The organism is Pseudomonas sp. TWI628 (assembly GCF_039673865.1).
GTDB lineage: Bacteria > Pseudomonadota > Gammaproteobacteria > Pseudomonadales > Pseudomonadaceae > Aquipseudomonas.
In genome coordinates this window covers 136,386-149,771 of sequence record NZ_JBDJMM010000017.1, presented here as the reverse complement: position 1 = coordinate 149,771, position 13,386 = coordinate 136,386, and the positions used below count along the sequence as shown (strand labels likewise).

The following is a 13,386-nucleotide window of genomic DNA, read 5'->3' as shown; positions in this document are numbered from 1 at the left end:
CCAAACTTGCGGTGCCTCTCGTGGTCACCCACTTCCCGCCCGGCCCTTGGGGAGGGTACCCCCCCCCCGAGGCCGGTACAGGCTGATCAGGGCTGGTCAGCCTTGCACACCTGCCCCGCCTTGATGCGCCGGTAAACCTCGGCCCGGTGCACCGGCACCTTGCGCGGCGCATCCACGCCAAAGCGCACCATGCCATTGTGCGACTCCACCACCTTGATCCGAATATCGTCACCAATGGTGATGACTTCGCCGATTTCACGCGTGATCACCAACATGCTCCGCCCCTCTCTGAACAGGAAAAAACCGCAGAGTGCTTGGGGATATTCGTCTGGACAATACTTCACCAGCAATTCAGAACAGGCCTACGCGGGCCGGTAATTTCTCCTACAAACAACTCCTACAATCAACGCGTCTGCGCCTTGGCCCGCATCTTTACCGCCATCTCCGCCATCTCGTCGTACAGCCGCTCCGGCGCCTGGCGCTTGAGCTGCCAGGCCTGGCGCCCGGCCTCATGGGGCAGGATCAGGAACTCACCCGCCGCGACTTGCTGGTGGATGTAATCGGCGATATCCGCCGCGCTGATCGGCGAGCCTTCCAGCAGCTTGCCGACCTGGGCCTTCATCGCCGGGTTCGGCCCGCGGAACGAGTCGAGCAGGTTGGTCTGGAAGAACGACGGGCACACACAGTGCACCGCCACTTCAAGCTGGCGCATTTCCACCAGCAGGCTCTCCGACAGCGCCAGCACTCCGGCCTTGGCCACGTTGTAGTTGCTCATGCCCGGCCCCTGCATCAGCGCCGCCATGGAGGCGACGTTGATGATGCGCCCCTTGCTGCGCTCGAGCTGCGGCAGGAACGCCTTGCAGCCCTTGACCACGCCCATCAGGTTGACCGCGATCTGCCAGTCCCAGTCTTCCAGCGACAGCTCGGCGAAGAAGCCGCCCGAGGCGACGCCGGCGTTGTTGACGATCACATCGATGCCGCCGAATTTTTCTTCGCAGGCCTGGGCCAGGGCGGTGAGCTGGCTATAGTCGCGCACGTCGCAGCGCTGGACGAACCCCTCGCCGCCTGCGGCCCGCACCAGCGCCAAGGTTTCGCGCAGGCCCGCTTCGTTGACATCGGCCAGCGCCAGCTGCCAGCCCTCGCGCGCCCAGCGCAGGGCGATCTCGCGACCGAGGCCGGAGCCGGCGCCAGTGATCATGATGCGGTTTTGCATGGTGGCACGCCTTGTTCTGACAGGTTGTGCAACGAGTCTAATCAAGGCTTTGGCCAGAGGCAGGATTCATCAGGCTAGTGAATGGGCGGGCATGACTGTGTGGTCAGTACCGGCAGCATTCAAATGGAATCTTTCACAAGCGGCACCGGTCCGAATTTACAAGAGGCCAGCAGTCCGAGGCCCTTGACCCTCAACCACACAAGGACTCCGTCATGACCACGATCCTCATCATCATCCTGATCCTTCTGCTGATTGGTGGCTTACCGGTCTTCCCGCACTCGCGCAGCTGGGGCTATGGCCCGTCCGGCATCATCGGCGTGGTGCTGGTGATTCTGCTGGTGCTATTGCTGCTAGGCATGATCTAGCCGCAGCAAACGAAAAAACCGCGCCTAGGCGCGGTTTTTTCGTTATCGGGCAGATCAGTGCGAAACGGCGCCGGAAGCCCCCAGGCCGGTCTGCGAGCGCACGAATTGCGGGAAGAACTTGGCACGTTCCTCATCCGCAGCCTTGGACTTGTCGGTGATCGAGAAGAACCAGATACCGACGAAGGCGATGATCATCGAGAACAGCGCCGGGTACTCGTACGGGTAGATGGCTTTTTCATGGCCGAGGATCTGTACCCAGATGGTCGGGCCGAGAATCATCAGCGTCACCGCGCTCACCAGGCCCAGCCAGCCGCCGATCATGGCGCCGCGGGTGGTCAGCTTCTTCCAGTACATCGAGAGCAACAGTACCGGGAAGTTGCAGCTGGCGGCGATGGAGAACGCCAGGCCGACCATGAAGGCGATGTTCTGCTTCTCGAACAGGATGCCCAGGCAGATCGCCAGCACGCCGAGGGCGATGGTGGTGATCTTCGACACGCGGATCTCGTCCTTGTCGTTGGCCTTGCCCTTGCGCCAGACGCTGGCATACAGGTCGTGGGAAACCGCCGAGGCACCGGCCAGGGTCAGGCCGGCGACCACCGCCAGGATGGTGGCGAAGGCCACGGCCGAGATAAAGCCGAGGAACACGCTGCCACCCACGGCATCGGCCAGGTGCACCGCCGCCATGTTGTTGCCACCGATCAGGGCGCCAGCGGCGTCCTTGAAGTCCGGGTTGGTGCTGACCAGCAGGATTGCGCCAAAGCCGATGATGAAGGTCAGGATGTAGAAGTAGCCGATGAAGCCGGTGGCGTACAGCACGCTCTTGCGCGCTTCCTTGGCGTCACTGACGGTGAAGAAGCGCATCAGGATGTGCGGCAGGCCAGCGGTACCGAACATCAGCGCCAGGCCCAGGGAGAATGCCGAGATCGGGTCCTTGACCAAACCGCCCGGGCTCATGATCGCTTCGCCCTTGGCGTGCACCTTGATCGCCTCGGAGAACAGGGTGTTGAAGTCGAAGCCCACGTGCTTCATCACCATCAGTGCCATGAAGCTGGCACCGGACAGCAGCAGCACTGCCTTGATGATCTGTACCCAGGTAGTGGCCAGCATGCCGCCGAACAGCACGTACAGGCACATCAGGATACCCACCAGGATCACCGCGACGTGGTAGTCGAGGCCGAACAGCAGCTCGATCAGCTTGCCCGCGCCGACCATCTGCGCGATCAGGTAGAAGGCCACCACCACCAGCGAACCGGAGGCCGACAGGGTGCGGATTTCCTTCTGCCCGAGGCGGTACGAGGCGACGTCGGCGAAGGTGTACTTGCCGAGGTTGCGCAGGCGTTCGGCAATCAGGAAGAGGATGATCGGCCAGCCAACCAGGAACCCGATCGAGTAGATCAGGCCATCGTAGCCAGAGGTGAACACCAGCGCGGAAATACCCAGGAACGAGGCTGCCGACATGTAGTCACCGGCAATCGCCAGGCCGTTCTGGAAGCCGGTGATCTTGCCACCGGCAGCGTAGTAGTCAGCCGCCGACTTGTTGCGCTTGGAGGCCCAGTAGGTGATCCCGAGGGTGAAGGCGACGAAGGCCACGAACATGGCGATCGCCGGCACGTTCAGCGGTTGTTTCTGCACCTCGCCGGTCAGGGCATCGGCGGCCCACACGGCGGGTGCAAAGGCTCCGCAGGCCAGTACGGCCAGGGCTTTGGCGTGGCGAATCATTGTTGCGCCTCCTTCAGGATGACCTTGTTCAGCTCATCGAACTCACCGTTGGCGCGGCGCACGTAGATGGCGGTCAGGACGAATGCCGAAACGATCAGGCCGACGCCCAGGGGAATACCCCAGGTAATCGACGAATCAGGGCTGAGCTTGGTGCCCAGAAGCTGAGGACCGTAGGCGATCAGGAGGATGAAGGCGCAGTAGAGGCCGAGCATGATCGCCGAGAGAATCCAGGCGAACCGTTCACGTTTGCTGACCAGCTCCTTGAAGCGCGGGCTGTTTTGTATCGAGAGGTAAATGCTGTCGTTCATTGTTTTTGTCCTAGCAGCACAGGTAGGGGATGGAACCCACACCCTTACTTTATGCAGCTGTTGGACGCCAACCAGACGACCTTAGTCTTAGATGCAACGGTGTTTTACCGATTGCGTAACAAAGTGACGGCCCTTTCGCGGATAAATACGCTCCCTGCAGGAGCGGATTTATCCGCGATGAATCAAAACTGGCCCAAAAGGGTTGTTACTTGCCAGTCCACTCCTTCACGCGGTCCGGGTGCTTGGCCACCCAGTCCTTGGCCGCCGCTTCAGGCTTGGCACCTTCCTGGATCGCCAGCATCACCTCGCCGATCTCGTCCTTGGACTGCCACTGGAATTTCTTCAAAAACTCCGCCACTTCCGGCGCCTTGGTCGCCAGTTCCCTGCTGCCGATGCTGTTCACGGTCTCGGCCGCGCCATACACGCCTTTCGGGTCTTCGAGGAACTTCAGCTTCCACTTGGCGAACATCCAGTGCGGCACCCAGCCGGTCACTGCAATCGACTGCTGCTTGGCATACGCGCGGCCCAGCTCGGCGGTCATCGCCGCACCGGAACTGGCCTGCAGCTTGTAGCCGGTCAGGTCGTAGTCCTTGATGGCCTGGTCGGTCTTGAGCATCACCCCGGAGCCGGCATCGATACCGACGATCTTCTGCTTGAAGCTGGTGTCGGTCTTGAGGTCGGCAATGCTCACCGCCTTGACGTACTCGGGGACGATCAGGCCGATCTTGGCATCCTTGAAGTTCGGGCCGTAGTCGACCACGTTGTCCTTGTTCTTGGTCCAGTATTCACCGTGGGTCACTGGCAGCCAGGCCGAGAGCATGGCGTCGAGCTTGCCGGTGGCCACACCCTGCCACATGATGCCGGTGGCCACAGCCTGCAGCTTCACGTCGTAACCCAGTTTCTGCTTGATCACTTCTGCAGCGACGTTGGTGGTCGCCACACTGTCGGCCCAACCGTCCACATAACCAATGCTCACTTCTTTGGCCATGGCCTGTGCAGCGCTCATGGCCAATACCAGGGCGGTGCCCACACCCAGGAAACGGCGCATTCTTGTAAAAGTAGCCATCAAAGCATCCCCTCGTCAGGTCTTGGAGATTGCATCATCTTCCTGCAACAAAGCTCGACCTGCTCCCACTGCGACCTGTACCGCACCATTGGCGACAGCACTGTGCCATTAGCGGCATTGGCCTACGCCGACCTGCGCGATCCTTGCATGCCAAAGGTTTGGCGCCGGGCTACTATCTAACGTTTTGCGCCTGACGATGGACCGCCCAATGCCTGATGCTTCCCGCCTGCTGCCGTTGTACCTGCTCGCCTGCCTGCTCGCCCTGCTCGGGCTGGGGGCGCTCTGGTACGGGCTGGGCAAGCCGGTCTTGCTGCCTGACGCCGCCAGCCCCACGCACAAACTGCAATGTGCGTCGTACACACCGTTCGACAAGGACCAGTCGCCCTTCGACCAGCCTTTCCGCCTGCGCCCGGCGCGCATGGACGCCGACCTGGCGTTGCTGGCCGAGCGATTCCAGTGCATCCGCACCTATTCGATGACCGGCCTTGAGGCAATCCCGGCGCTGGCGCGCAAGCATGGGCTGAAGGTGATGCTCGGCGCCTGGGTCAACGCCAACCCGGTCGACACCAGCAAGGAAGTGGACGCGCTGATCGCCGCCGCCAATGCCAACCCGGACGTGGTCAGCGCAGTGATCGTCGGCAACGAGGCGCTGTTGCGCAAAGAGGTGACCGGCGAGCAGCTGGCTGCGCTGATCAACAAGGTGAAAAGCCAGGTCAAGGTGCCGGTGACCTATGCCGATGTCTGGGAGTTCTGGTTGCAGCACCCGCAAGTGGCGCCAGCCGTGGACTTCCTGACCATCCACCTGCTGCCCTACTGGGAAGACGACCCGCGCGGCATCGACGATGCCCTGGCCCATGTCGCCGAGGTGCGCCAGGTGTTCGGCAACCGTTTCGCGCCCAAGGACATCTTCATCGGTGAAACCGGCTGGCCCAGTGAAGGCCGCCAGCGCGAGACCGCCGTGCCCAGCCGGGCCAACGAGGCGCGTTTCATTCGTGGTTTCGTCAGCATGGCCGAGGCCAACGGCTGGCACTACAACCTGATCGAGGCATTCGACCAGCCGTGGAAACGTGCCAGTGAAGGCGCGGTGGGCGGTTACTGGGGGCTGTACGATGCCGATCGGCAGGACAAGGGCGTGCTCGAAGGGCCGGTCAGCAACCTGCATTACTGGCCGCAATGGTTGCTGGCGAGCGTGCTGTTGATGGCGGTCACGCTGCTGATGGCCGGGCGCCCCGCTACACCGCTGGCGGCCTTGCTGCTGCCGCTGCTGGCAGCGTTTGGCGCGGGCTGCCTGGGGTTGTGGGGCGAGTTGATGCGCACCCATGCCCGGTTTGCCGGGGAATGGGTGTGGGCGGTGGTGCTGGCCGGGTTGAACCTGCTGGTGCTGATGCACGCGGCCCTTGCTCTGGTACGCCGCGACGGCTGGCGTCGGCGGCTGTTCGGTTATTTGCAGGCCCGGGCGGGTTGGCTGTTGCTCGCGGCGGGTTTTGCAGCGGCGGTGAGCATGCTGGCGATGGTGTTCGACCCGCGCTACCGCAGCTTCCCAAGCGTGGCGCTGGCATTGCCGGCGGTGGTGTACCTGCTGAGGCCGGTGGCGGCGCGGCGAGCGGAGGTAGCGTTGCTGGCCTTTATCGTCGGCGCCGGGGTGCTGCCGCAGCTGTATCGGGAAGGGTTGGAAAACCAACAGGCCTGGGGGTGGGCGGTGGTCAGTGTGTTGATGACTGCAGCTTTGTGGCGAAGCTTGCGGTTACGCCTGGCTTGATAACCTGGGGCCGCTTCGCGCCCCATCGCCGGCAAGCGCGGCTCCCACAGGGGCCTGCGTACGCCGATCAAGGTGGGAGCCGCGCTTGCCGGCGATGGGCTGCAAAGCAGCCCCTGTCAGCCCCGGTGCGGTTGCCGAACCAGCCGCAACCCGGCCAGCACCACCACGAACACCGCGATACTGGCGGTATACAGCACCAGGGCGGGAATGCCGAACACCAGCGCCAACACCGCCAGCCACCAGCCGGCGCGCCCCGCAACCAGTTGCGCGAGCAAAGCCAACCCCAACCCGGCCCAGGCCATCACCTGAAAATGGATGCCCAGGCCCAGCAGCGAACGCACCTGGCACTGCCAGTGGTCGGCTGGCACCGTGCACAGCCCGACCCACTGTCCATCCTCCATCAACCCATAGCGCACGCCATAACTGGCGGCGAGCCAGATGGCCAGAAACATCAGCAACAGAGCGGCCGGCAGCGAGCGAGACATCCCATTCTCCAATAGCGGTAATCGAAACCATCCATGATCGCCCAAGCCCAGTTGTAAGGCAAAATCACAACCCTGCAGCTATGTTGCAGATAACAAGCACACCAAAGGCCTCCGCACTCGGCAACTTTGCCCTGGCAAGCGTGGTCCTAGCCTGCGTACTGCACGACCTTGATCCTTCTGGGGGAATACATGCTTCGATCTTGGCGCCTCGCCGCCCTTCTTGGCGGCCTGCTCATGGCTGCGGCCGCTTCGGCGCGGGATATCGACGCCGCCAGCTACGGCTACCCCTTGACCAACCCGTTCGAGGCGACCATCGCCACCACGCCGCCGGAGCAGCGCCCGACCCTGCCCAGTGACGAGGACATCGACCAGTCCGACTACAGCCTGAACCTGCGCCCGGAGCGCGAGTTCAGCCTGCCCGACAACTTCTGGGCAGTGAAGAAGCTCAAGTACCGCCTGGCACGCCAGGACCATGAGGCACCGCTGATTTTCCTCATCGCCGGTACCGGTGCGCCCTACTCCAGCAGCATCAACGAATACCTCAAGAAGCTGTTCTACCAGGCCGGCTTCCACGTAGTGCAGCTGTCGTCACCGACCAGCTACGACTTCATGAGCGCCGCCTCACGCTTCGCCACCCCCGGCGTCAGCCAGGAAGATGCCGAAGACATGTACCGGGTGATGCAAGCCGTGCGAGCCCAGCACCCGCGCCTGCCGGTCAGCGAGTATTACCTCACCGGCTACAGCCTGGGCGCGCTGGACGCTGCCTTCGTCAGCCACCTCGACGAAACCCGTCGCAGTTTCAACTTCAAGCGCGTGCTGCTGCTCAACCCGCCGGTCAACCTGTACACCTCGATCAACAACCTCGACAAACTGGTGCAGACCCAGGTCAAGGGCATCGACCGCAGTACCACCTTCTATGAGCTGATGCTGGAGAAGCTCACCCGCTACTTCCAGGACAAGGGCTACATCGACCTCAACGACGCCCTGCTGTACGACTTCCAGCAGTCGAAACAGCACCTGTCCAACGAACAGATGGCCATGCTCATCGGCACCTCGTTCCGCTTCTCGGCAGCCGACATCGCCTTTACTTCCGACCTGATCAACCGCCGCGGCCTGATCATTCCGCCGAAATTCCCGATCACCGAGGGCAGCAGCCTGACGCCGTTCTTCAAGCGGGCCCTGCAGTGCGACTTCGATTGCTACATGACCGAGCAGGTGATCCCGATGTGGCGCGCCCGCACCGATGGCAACAGCATCCTGCAGCTGGTCAACCAGGTCAGCCTGTATGCGCTGGAAGACTACCTGCACAACAGCGACAAGATCGCCGTGATGCACAATGCCGACGACGTCATCCTCGGCCCCGGCGATATCGGCTTCCTGCGCAAGGTGTTCGGCGATCGCCTGACCCTTTACCCCCATGGCGGCCATTGCGGCAACCTCAATTACCGCGTCAACAGCGACGCCATGCTGGAGTTCTTCCGTGGCTAAACCATTCCTTCTCGCCACCGCACTGCTAGTCGTCGCCGGCAATGCCCTGGCCGCGGAAACCGCGCCACGGGCCAGCGTGATCGAAGCCGACCCGCAAGTGACCCATGCGCCGCTGACGCCGGAGGCCGACGGCTTCATCGACCCGCTGCGCGAACTGAAATTCAACCCAGGGCTCGACCAGCGCGAATTTGAACGTTCGACCCTGGAAGCGCTGAACGTGTACGACCCGCTGGAATCGATGAACCGGCGCATCTACCACTTCAACTACCGGCTGGACCAATGGGTGCTGCTGCCACTGGTCAGCGGATACCAGTACGTTACGCCCAGCTTCGTGCGCACCGGGGTGAGCAACTTCTTCAACAACCTGGGTGACGTGCCAAACCTGTTCAACAGCGTGCTGCAGCTCAAGGCCAAGCGCTCGGCGGAGATCACCGCGCGGCTGATGTTCAACACCATCATCGGTGTGGGCGGCTTGTGGGACCCGGCCACCCGCATGGGCCTGCCGCGCCAGAGCGAGGACTTTGGCCAGACCCTGGGCTTTTATGGCGTACCGGAAGGGCCGTACCTGATGCTGCCGGTGCTCGGCCCGTCGAACCTGCGCGACACCACCGGGCTGGTGGTGGACTATGCCGGCGAGCAGGCGGTCAATTACCTGAACGTGGCCGAGGCCAGCGAAAATCACCCGGAGATCTTCGCCTTGCGCGTGGTGGACAAGCGCTACACCACCAAATTCCGCTACGGCCAGCTCAACTCGCCGTTCGAGTACGAGAAGGTGCGGTATGTGTATACCCAGGCGCGCAAGCTGCAGATTGCCGAGTAAGCAGGCCTGGCCTCAAATTCCCAGGAACTGACACAGCTCGCGCTTTTTGGCCAGGGCATCACGCCGCCCCAGCTCGATCAGCTCGCTGCAATAGCTGGCCTCGAACAAGAGATAGCTCAATACCCCTGCACCGCTGGTCCGGGTCGCGCCCGGACCGCGCAGGAACAGGCGCAGCGCCGCTGGCAACTCGCGCCGGTGCCGCGCCGCGATCTCGTCCAGCGGTTGGCTGGGCGCTACCACCAACACCTCGATCGGCGCCAGCCCCAGGCGCCGTGCATCCAGGTGCGCCGGCAGCAGCCGGCTGAGGTGGTTGAGCCGCTGCAGCAGTTCGATATCGTCCTCAAGGCTGTCGATGAAAGTGCTGTTGAGCAGGTGCCCACCGATCTGCGCCAGGCTCGGCTGCTGGCCGCTGAACACACGCTGGGGCGGCAACGGCGCCGCAGGGCGCTGCGGGTTGCCGCTGACCCCGACCACCAGCACCCGGCTGGCACCCAGGTGCAGGGCCGGGCTGATCGGTGCCGACTGGCGCACCGCACCGTCGCCGTAATACTCGTCGCCCAGGCGCACCGGGGCGAACAACAGCGGAATCGCCGCGCTGGCCAGCAGGTGGTCGATGGTCAACGGCGTGGGCACGCCGATGCGGCGGTGGCGCAGCCAGGCGTCGATGGTGCCGCGCCCCTGGTAGAAGGTCACCGCCTGGCCACTTTCGTAGCCGAATGCGGTCACGGCGACGGCCCTTAGCTGCTCGGCGGCGATGGAATGACCGATGCCATCCAGGTCCAGGTGCGACTCCAGCAGGCCCCGCAGGGGGCTGCTGTCGAGCAAGGCCACCGGCGCCTGGCCGCCCAGGCCAAGCAGGCTGTGGCCGACGAAGCGGCTGGCCTGGCGCACCACGCCGGGCCAGTCGCTGCGGATCACCAGGCGGCTGCGGAAGTTCTGCCAGAACGTGGTGAGGCGCTGCACGGCGTCGTTGAAGCGGGTGGCGCCGCTGGCCAGGGTGACGGCGTTGATGGCGCCGGCCGAGGTGCCGACGATCACCGGGAACGGGTTATGCGCGCCGGGCGGCAGCAGCTCGGCGATGCCGGCGAGGACGCCGACCTGATAGGCGGCACGGGCGCCGCCGCCAGAGAGGATCAGACCAGTTACCGGGGGTGGCGCCATGGATTCCTTCCTGGATCAGCGTTTTTTCTTGTCGTATAGCCGCGGCGCGCCCTCGGGCCGCGACTTGAAGCGCCGGTGCGCCCACAGGTATTGCTCCGGGCACTCGCGCAGCACGCCTTCGACCCACTGGTTGATGCGCAGGCAATCGGCTTCTTCGCTCTCACCGGGGAAGGCCTCCAGCGGCGGGTGGATCACCAGACGATAGCCGCTGCCGTCCTCCAGGCGCTTCTGGGTGAACGGAATCACCTGCGCCTTGCCCAGGCGGGCGAACTTGGTGGTCGCGGTGACCGTGGCAGCCGGAATACCGAACAACGGCACAAAGATGCTCTGCTTGGCGCCGTAGTCCTGGTCCGGTGCGTACCAGATCGCCCGGCCCGAGCGCAGCAGCTTGAGCATGCCACGCACGTCATCCCGCTCCACGGCCAGCGAATCGAGGTTGTGCCGCTCACGGCCACTGCGCTGGATGAAGTCGAACAGCGGGTTGCCGTGCTCGCGGTACATGCCGTCGATGGTGTGGGCCTGGCCGAGCAGCGCGGCGCCGATTTCCAGGGTGGTGAAGTGCACCGCCATCAGGATGGCGCCCTGCCCGGCCTGCTGCGCAGCCTGCAGGTGCTCCAGGCCTTCGATGTGGGCCAGGCGCGCCAGGCGGGCCTTGGGCCACCACCAGCTCATGGCCATCTCGAAGAAGGCGATACCGGTGGAGGCGAAGTTGGCCTTGAGCAAACGCCGCCGTTCGTCGTCGGACAGCTCAGGGAAACACAATTCAAGGTTGCGGGCGGCAATGCGCCGGCGCTCGCCGGCCACGCGGTACATCAGCGCGCCCAGGGCACCGCCGAGCCACAGCAGGGCACGGTAGGGCAACTGCACCACCAGCCACAGCAGGCCCAGGCCCAGCCACAGGCCCCAGAATCGCGGGTGGAGGAAATAGGGTCGAAAACGCGGGCGTTCCATTGAAGCTTCCGGCAAGACAAAGGCCGAGCATTCTACATCGGATCGGCACCGGTTGCGGCCAACCGGTCTTATCGTTATAAGTCAGGGCACTTTTTTCGCAACAAGCCGTCTATGCAGACCATGAGCCCAAACCACACACCCGACACCGCCTCCGTGTTCCAGCTCAAGGGCAGCATGCTCGCCATCACTGTGCTGGAACTGGGGCGTAACGACCTGGAAGCCCTCGACCGCCAACTGGCGGCGAAAGTGGCCCAGGCCCCAAATTTCTTCAGCAACACGCCGCTGGTGCTGGCGCTGGACAAGCTGCCGGCCGACGAAGGGGCGATCGACCTGCCCGGGCTGATGCGTATTTGCCGCCATCATGGCCTGCGTACCCTGGCGATCCGCGCCAACCGTATCGAGGACATCGCTGCGGCGATCGCCATCGACCTGCCGGTGCTGCCGCCGTCCGGCGCCCGCGAGCGGCCGCTGGAGCCTGAACCCGAGGTAAAGAAGGCCGAGCCTGCTCCGGCCCCGGCCCCCGAGCCAGCCCTTGTGCAAGAGGTGCGGCCGACCCGGATCATTACCGCGCCTGTGCGTGGCGGCCAACAGATCTACGCCCAGGGGGGCGACCTGATCGTCACCGCCTCGGTCAGCCCGGGTGCGGAACTTCTCGCCGATGGCAACATCCATGTGTACGGCGCCATGCGCGGCCGCGCCCTGGCCGGGATCAAAGGCAATACCAAGGCACGTATCTTCTGCCAGCAGATGACCGCCGAAATGGTCTCGATCGCCGGCCAGTACAAGGTGTGCGAAGACCTGCGCCGCGACCCGCTGTGGGGTGCCGGTGTGCAAGTCAGCCTGTCCGGTGACGTGTTGAACATCACCCGTCTTTAACGGATACTTGCCGTCATTTTTAGAGCAACTTTTTTATCTGTTGCCATTATTTGCATTTTGCTGGGACACATGTCCCGACTTATTTAGGGGTGAAACACCTTGGCCAAGATTCTCGTCGTTACTTCCGGCAAGGGGGGTGTGGGCAAGACCACCACCAGCGCCGCCATCGGCACCGGCCTCGCACTGCGCGGCCACAAGACTGTCATCGTCGACTTCGACGTGGGCCTGCGTAACCTCGACCTGATCATGGGCTGCGAGCGCCGCGTGGTGTACGACTTCGTCAACGTGGTCAACGGCGAAGCCAACCTGCAGCAGGCCCTGATCAAGGACAAGCGCCTCGAGAACCTGTTCGTGCTGGCCGCCAGCCAGACCCGCGACAAGGACGCGCTGACCCAGGAAGGCGTGGAAAAGGTGCTGATGGAGCTGAAAGAACAGTTCGAGTACGTCATCTGCGACTCCCCGGCCGGTATCGAGAAAGGCGCACACCTGGCAATGTACTTCGCTGACGAAGCGATTGTCGTGACCAACCCTGAAGTGTCCTCGGTACGTGACTCGGACCGCATGCTGGGCATCCTGTCGAGCAAGTCGCGCCGCTCCGAGAACGGCGAAGAGCCGATCAAGGAACACCTGCTGATCACCCGTTACCACCCCGAGCGCGTCGAAAAGGGCGAAATGCTCAGCATCGCCGACGTCGAAGAGATCCTGGCGATCAAGCTCAAGGGTGTGATCCCCGAGTCGCAGGCCGTGCTCAAGGCCTCCAACCAGGGTATCCCGGTGATCCTCGACGACCAGAGCGATGCCGGCCAGGCGTACAGCGACACTGTCGACCGCCTCCTGGGCAAAGAGAAACCCCTGCGTTTCATCGAAGTGCCGAAGCAAGGATTCTTCGCGCGCCTGTTTGGAGGCAAGTAAACCATGAACCTTTTTGACTTCTTTCGTGGCAGACAGAAACAGACCAGCGCGTCGGTAGCGAAAGAGCGTCTACAGATCATCGTGGCGCATGAGCGCGGCCAGCGCAGCGAACCGGACTACCTGCCGGCGCTGCAAAAAGAACTGCTGGAAGTGATCCGCAAGTATGTGAACATCGGCAACGATGATGTGCACATCGAGCTGGAAAACCAGGGCAGCTGCTCGATTCTGGAGCTGAACATCACCTTGCCTGATCGCTGATTCAG

The 13,386-nt window shown here is 63.4% G+C and carries 15 protein-coding genes; 7 read left to right on the top strand and 8 right to left on the bottom strand.

Annotated elements, in window-relative coordinates:
* Positions 1 to 86: 86 nt before the first annotated feature.
* The gene (gene csrA / locus ABE528_RS15430) at positions 87 to 275 is read right to left on the bottom strand and encodes a carbon storage regulator CsrA (RefSeq protein WP_152954206.1); all 189 of its coding nucleotides are present in this window, start codon (positions 273 to 275) and stop codon (positions 87 to 89) included.
* Between the two features lie 128 nt (positions 276 to 403).
* The gene (locus tag ABE528_RS15425) at positions 404 to 1,213 is read right to left on the bottom strand and encodes an SDR family oxidoreductase (protein ID WP_152954207.1); all 810 of its coding nucleotides are present in this window, start codon (positions 1,211 to 1,213) and stop codon (positions 404 to 406) included.
* A 212-nt stretch (positions 1,214 to 1,425) separates the two neighbouring features.
* Here ABE528_RS15425 and ABE528_RS15420 point away from each other — a divergent pair, with 212 nt between their 5' ends.
* Positions 1,426 to 1,578 carry a DUF3309 family protein gene (locus tag ABE528_RS15420; RefSeq protein WP_003252624.1) on the top strand — a complete coding sequence of 51 codons (153 nt, stop codon included), beginning with the start codon at positions 1,426 to 1,428 and terminating at the stop codon, positions 1,576 to 1,578.
* A gap of 54 nt (positions 1,579 to 1,632) precedes the next feature.
* On the opposite strand, the gene ABE528_RS15415 is transcribed toward ABE528_RS15420, so the two are convergent.
* From ABE528_RS15415 to ABE528_RS15405, 3 genes are all read right to left on the bottom strand, one after another.
* A complete protein-coding gene (locus ABE528_RS15415; RefSeq protein ID WP_152954208.1) occupies positions 1,633 to 3,297 on the bottom strand; it encodes a cation acetate symporter in 1,665 nt (554 codons plus the stop codon).
* Positions 3,294 to 3,605 carry a DUF485 domain-containing protein gene (locus ABE528_RS15410; protein ID WP_152954209.1) on the bottom strand — a complete coding sequence of 104 codons (312 nt, stop codon included), beginning with the start codon at positions 3,603 to 3,605 and terminating at the stop codon, positions 3,294 to 3,296. Before ABE528_RS15410 ends, ABE528_RS15415 begins: the two co-directional genes overlap by 4 nt.
* Before the next feature lie 205 nt (positions 3,606 to 3,810).
* On the bottom strand, positions 3,811 to 4,671 hold the full coding sequence (locus ABE528_RS15405) for a glycine betaine ABC transporter substrate-binding protein (RefSeq protein ID WP_346653394.1): 861 nt from the start codon (positions 4,669 to 4,671) through the stop codon (positions 3,811 to 3,813).
* Positions 4,672 to 4,867: 196 nt separating this feature from the next.
* On the opposite strand from ABE528_RS15405, the gene ABE528_RS15400 reads away from it, so the two are divergent.
* Complete coding sequence (locus ABE528_RS15400; RefSeq protein WP_346653393.1) at positions 4,868 to 6,430, top strand: beta (1-6) glucans synthase; 1,563 nt, start codon at positions 4,868 to 4,870, stop codon at positions 6,428 to 6,430.
* Positions 6,431 to 6,546: 116 nt separating this feature from the next.
* Here ABE528_RS15400 and ABE528_RS15395 read toward each other — a convergent pair whose 3' ends face one another.
* Complete coding sequence (locus ABE528_RS15395; RefSeq protein WP_152954212.1) at positions 6,547 to 6,915, bottom strand: hypothetical protein; 369 nt, start codon at positions 6,913 to 6,915, stop codon at positions 6,547 to 6,549.
* A 189-nt stretch (positions 6,916 to 7,104) separates the two neighbouring features.
* Here ABE528_RS15395 and ABE528_RS15390 point away from each other — a divergent pair, with 189 nt between their 5' ends.
* On the top strand, positions 7,105 to 8,403 hold the full coding sequence (locus ABE528_RS15390) for a serine/threonine protein kinase (protein ID WP_346653392.1): 1,299 nt from the start codon (positions 7,105 to 7,107) through the stop codon (positions 8,401 to 8,403).
* A complete protein-coding gene (locus ABE528_RS15385) occupies positions 8,396 to 9,223 on the top strand; it encodes a VacJ family lipoprotein (protein WP_346653391.1) in 828 nt (275 codons plus the stop codon). The genes ABE528_RS15390 and ABE528_RS15385 overlap by 8 nt, the downstream gene beginning before the upstream one ends.
* Positions 9,224 to 9,235: 12 nt before the next feature.
* On the opposite strand, the gene ABE528_RS15380 is transcribed toward ABE528_RS15385, so the two are convergent.
* Positions 9,236 to 10,384, bottom strand: coding sequence for a patatin-like phospholipase family protein (locus ABE528_RS15380; RefSeq protein WP_152954214.1), 1,149 nt, complete (start codon positions 10,382 to 10,384; stop codon positions 9,236 to 9,238).
* Between the two features lie 15 nt (positions 10,385 to 10,399).
* Positions 10,400 to 11,335, bottom strand: a complete 936-nt coding sequence (locus tag ABE528_RS15375; RefSeq protein WP_103449565.1) for a lipid A biosynthesis lauroyl acyltransferase — start codon at positions 11,333 to 11,335, stop codon at positions 10,400 to 10,402.
* 111 nt (positions 11,336 to 11,446) lie between these two features.
* Here ABE528_RS15375 and minC point away from each other — a divergent pair, with 111 nt between their 5' ends.
* From minC to minE, 3 genes are all read left to right on the top strand, one after another.
* Positions 11,447 to 12,211, top strand: a complete 765-nt coding sequence (minC, locus tag ABE528_RS15370; protein ID WP_346653390.1) for a septum site-determining protein MinC — start codon at positions 11,447 to 11,449, stop codon at positions 12,209 to 12,211.
* A gap of 99 nt (positions 12,212 to 12,310) precedes the next feature.
* Positions 12,311 to 13,123, top strand: a complete 813-nt coding sequence (gene minD / locus ABE528_RS15365; RefSeq protein WP_152954217.1) for a septum site-determining protein MinD — start codon at positions 12,311 to 12,313, stop codon at positions 13,121 to 13,123.
* Between the two features lie 3 nt (positions 13,124 to 13,126).
* Positions 13,127 to 13,381 carry a cell division topological specificity factor MinE gene (minE, locus tag ABE528_RS15360; protein ID WP_003252572.1) on the top strand — a complete coding sequence of 85 codons (255 nt, stop codon included), beginning with the start codon at positions 13,127 to 13,129 and terminating at the stop codon, positions 13,379 to 13,381.
* Positions 13,382 to 13,386: the final 5 nt, after the last annotated feature.

Bases quoted from the DNA above. Each gene is read 5' to 3' on its own strand.
- ABE528_RS15400 (WP_346653393.1), top strand. From the start codon at position 4,868: ATGGACCGCCCAATGCCTGATGCTTCCCGCCTGCTGCCGTTGTACCTG.
- csrA (WP_152954206.1), bottom strand. From the start codon at position 275: ATGTTGGTGATCACGCGTGAAATCGGCGAAGTCATCACCATTGGTGAC.
- ABE528_RS15415 (WP_152954208.1), bottom strand. From the start codon at position 3,297: ATGATTCGCCACGCCAAAGCCCTGGCCGTACTGGCCTGCGGAGCCTTT.
- minE (WP_003252572.1), top strand. From the start codon at position 13,127: ATGAACCTTTTTGACTTCTTTCGTGGCAGACAGAAACAGACCAGCGCG.
- ABE528_RS15405 (WP_346653394.1), bottom strand. From the start codon at position 4,671: ATGGCTACTTTTACAAGAATGCGCCGTTTCCTGGGTGTGGGCACCGCC.
- ABE528_RS15395 (WP_152954212.1), bottom strand. From the start codon at position 6,915: ATGTCTCGCTCGCTGCCGGCCGCTCTGTTGCTGATGTTTCTGGCCATC.
- ABE528_RS15410 (WP_152954209.1), bottom strand. From the start codon at position 3,605: ATGAACGACAGCATTTACCTCTCGATACAAAACAGCCCGCGCTTCAAG.
- ABE528_RS15380 (WP_152954214.1), bottom strand. From the start codon at position 10,384: ATGGCGCCACCCCCGGTAACTGGTCTGATCCTCTCTGGCGGCGGCGCC.
- ABE528_RS15375 (WP_103449565.1), bottom strand. From the start codon at position 11,335: ATGGAACGCCCGCGTTTTCGACCCTATTTCCTCCACCCGCGATTCTGG.
- ABE528_RS15420 (WP_003252624.1), top strand. From the start codon at position 1,426: ATGACCACGATCCTCATCATCATCCTGATCCTTCTGCTGATTGGTGGC.
- minC (WP_346653390.1), top strand. From the start codon at position 11,447: ATGCAGACCATGAGCCCAAACCACACACCCGACACCGCCTCCGTGTTC.
- ABE528_RS15425 (WP_152954207.1), bottom strand. From the start codon at position 1,213: ATGCAAAACCGCATCATGATCACTGGCGCCGGCTCCGGCCTCGGTCGC.
- ABE528_RS15390 (WP_346653392.1), top strand. From the start codon at position 7,105: ATGCTTCGATCTTGGCGCCTCGCCGCCCTTCTTGGCGGCCTGCTCATG.